Source organism: Microbacterium sp. MTN4-26, from assembly GCF_042846595.1.
GTDB classification, from domain to species: domain Bacteria; phylum Actinomycetota; class Actinomycetes; order Actinomycetales; family Microbacteriaceae; genus Microbacterium; species Microbacterium luteum.
In genome coordinates, this window is record NZ_BTGO01000036.1 from 1 (window position 1) to 2,827 (window position 2,827).

The following is a 2,827-nucleotide window of genomic DNA, read 5'->3' on the forward strand; positions in this document are numbered from 1 at the left end:
CTGTGGCTCTTGCCGTGATCGTGACCTTGGTCACGTTGCGCCGCCTATTCAAGCCCCTCGACAATTGCGTACTCCGGCACATACCGTCAGTGCATGTCGAAGCAGAGGACGTCGGCGCTTCCGGTTCTTCCCGGCGATCGAACGCTCGAGTTCCGAGCGCGTGGGTATGCGTTCGGGCAGCACGGGTTCGACACGGTGGGAACCGATGCTTTCACTACCCGCCTTCTGGGGAGACGCGTGACTTTCGCTCACGGCAGCGGGTGGGTGCGCTTCTTCTACGAGGGTGACCGATTCACTCGGGATCGAGCGATGCCTCGCTCGGTGAAGCACTCCTTGCAGGACGAAGGAAGTGTACAGACGCTCGTCGGTCCTGAGCACCGGCATCGCAAAGCGCTTTTCGTCGGCATGCTCGACACGCCAGCTCGCACCGATCTGGATCGCCGTGTCGCGGAGGCGTGGCAACAGGAATGGGCGGCAGCGTCCGGTAGCCCCGTGTCCCTGCAGGAGCTGGCCGGGCGCTCCCTGACCGCCGGAGTGTGTGCGTGGGCGGATATTCCGCTCAGCGACCGCGACCTCGACCGAAGAACGACCGAGTTCGCGGCGATGATCGACGGCGCAGGATCCTTCGGCCCACGGAACGTGCGAGGCCGGGCGCTCCGGCTGCGCACGGAAGCATGGGCGCGACAGGTGCTCCGCGACTCGCCGACAGGGACCATCCCTGCCAAGGTGGCTGGCCATCGCGACGCAGATGGACGGTTGCTCGAGGAGCGCGTCGCCGCCGTGGAGCTCCTCAACCTGCTTCGACCCACCGTTGCGATAGCGCGCTTCATCATGTTCGCGGCGCTCGCGTTGCATCTTCATCCTGAATGGCGTGCGCGCGTCGCCGAGGACGAGGGGTCACGATCTGCCTTTGCCCAGGAAGTGCGCCGCACTACGCCGTTTTTCCCCGTGGTCGGCGGGACCGCCGCGCGTGATCTGGAATGGGAGGGCGTTCGTTTCGCGCGAGGCGATTGGGTGATCATCGACCTCTTCGCCACCAACCGTGATCCTCGGCTTTGGGAAGATCCCCTCACTTTTGCTCCCGACCGATTTGTCACGGGCGAGCCGCACCGCAACGCTCTTGTGCCGCAAGGCGGTGGGTTCTACGAGGACGGCCACCGTTGCCCAGGTGAACCTGCGACGGTGGACCTCCTCGCTTCCGCTGCGGGACGGCTGGCCGCTGCGGACTACACAGTCCCAGGCCAGGACTTTCGGGTCGACCTGCGGCGCTTCCCAGCGCAACCCGAAGACAGGTTCGTGCTCATCCCCGCCTAACGTCTGCGGGTGAACGGCCGATGATCGGGACGTAGGCCCCGGCTGATGCGCGCGACCGCCCCGCACCGTCTGGCGCACCAAACCTTCCCCCGAAGCCGAGGCCCACCCCGGCTTCTGGATGGGAGACCGGTTTACTTTGCTCGTAGTGCGTCAGAGCCCGAATGCCCCGCCGCTGACGAGGATGAAGATGCCCAGGCCGATCAGAACGATCGGGAACAGGATGTGCTCCCAGCGTTCCAGGATTTCCGCGATCGGACGTCGCGTGGCAATGAACTTGGCCATGATCACCAGGACCGCAACGAGCGCGAGGAACACAACACAGTAGGCGACCACGGCAGCGGGCCCCACACTGAGGAAGACCGGCACGTAGACGCCGATGTTGTCCCCGCCGTTGGCGAAGGTGACACCGGCTACAGCCCAGACGGCGACCTTTTTGCCTTCGATCTTGCCCTCATCGTCATCGTCATCGTCGTGCCGACCACGCCATGCCTGCCAGGCCGCCCAAAGCCCCAATCCCAACGGGATCAGGCCGAAGTACGGGATGACCTCGGGAGGCAGGAACGCCCCGGCACCGAGAGCTACGAGTACGGCCGCGCCAAGAATACCGGCGAATCCCAGATACTGCCCGACCAGGATTCGAGCGGTCGTGCCTCGTTGTCCCGCGCCGCGGCCGAAGAACAGCGACAGCACGATGATGTCGTCGATGTTCGTGACAAGGAACAGGCCGATCGCTTGCAGGATGGAGAGGAAGATCATGCGGTCCCCTCCGTCGTGCAGCATTCCGGAGCCGCGCAGGAGGGATCGATGCACCCGGCTGCATGGTCAACGGCCAAGGTCGTGTCCAGCAGGGCAGTAAGCGCCCGGCTGAGACGGGCGTCGGCGACCTCGTACCGAGTTCGGCGGCCCTCGGGCTCGGCGACGACGATGCCGCAGTCACGGAGGCAGGTCAGGTGGTTGGACACGTTGGACGGGCTGAGCTCCAGCTCGCGGGCGAGCGCCGCAGGATAGATCGGGCCGTCAAGCAGGGTCATGAGAATGCGTGAGCGTGTCGGGTCGGCCATCGCGCGGCCGAGCCGATTCATCACGTCCAGACGATCAGTTATAGTCAGCACACGATGAACATACACGGTTCGCTGTGTGATCGCTAACCGTCCCGCATAAATCTCGCGATGGGTGAAAGTTGTCACAGTTCGTGCGCCGTGAATTCTTCTTCGGCTTGTTCCTCATGCTGTCTGGCGCCATCGGGTTGACGGCAGCGATGGCGCTGTCCATCGAGAAGATCGAAAAGCTGACCAACCCCGATACGGGCCTCAGCTGCGACTTCTCCGTGTTGGTGCAATGCTCCGCGAACCTCGACAGCGCTCAAGGAGCCGCATTCGGGGTTCCCAATCCGTTCCTCGGACTGGTCGGATTCGCGCTCGTGGTGTGCGTCGGCGTCACGGTGTGGGCGGTCCCGCACTTCGCGCGCTGGTTCTGGATGCTGTTCAACATCGGTGTCGCGGGGGCCTTTGGG

4 protein-coding genes are annotated in these 2,827 nt (G+C 64.5%); 2 read left to right on the top strand and 2 right to left on the bottom strand.

Annotated elements, in window-relative coordinates; genetic code table 11:
- The first annotated feature begins 321 nt into the window (after positions 1–321).
- Positions 322–1,314, top strand: coding sequence for a cytochrome P450 (locus ACGG9C_RS16910; protein WP_390178944.1), 993 nt, complete (start codon positions 322–324; stop codon positions 1,312–1,314).
- A 150-nt stretch (positions 1,315–1,464) separates the two neighbouring features.
- Here the strand turns inward: ACGG9C_RS16910 and ACGG9C_RS16915 are convergent, their stop codons facing one another.
- Both ACGG9C_RS16915 and ACGG9C_RS16920 read right to left on the bottom strand, forming a co-directional pair.
- Positions 1,465–2,070: a cadmium resistance transporter gene (locus ACGG9C_RS16915; protein ID WP_194384908.1), complete on the bottom strand. Its 606-nt coding sequence runs from the start codon at positions 2,068–2,070 to the stop codon at positions 1,465–1,467.
- Positions 2,067–2,426, bottom strand: a complete 360-nt coding sequence (locus ACGG9C_RS16920; protein WP_194385460.1) for a helix-turn-helix transcriptional regulator — start codon at positions 2,424–2,426, stop codon at positions 2,067–2,069. The genes ACGG9C_RS16915 and ACGG9C_RS16920 overlap by 4 nt, the downstream gene beginning before the upstream one ends.
- Positions 2,427–2,539: 113 nt before the next feature.
- Between ACGG9C_RS16920 and ACGG9C_RS16925 the strand changes: the two genes are divergently transcribed.
- Positions 2,540–2,827: vitamin K epoxide reductase family protein (locus ACGG9C_RS16925; protein ID WP_390178945.1), on the top strand; the 288-nt coding region annotated here is incomplete at its 3' end.

Bases quoted from the DNA above. Each gene is read 5' to 3' on its own strand.
- ACGG9C_RS16915 (WP_194384908.1), bottom strand. From the start codon at position 2,070: ATGATCTTCCTCTCCATCCTGCAAGCGATCGGCCTGTTCCTTGTCACG.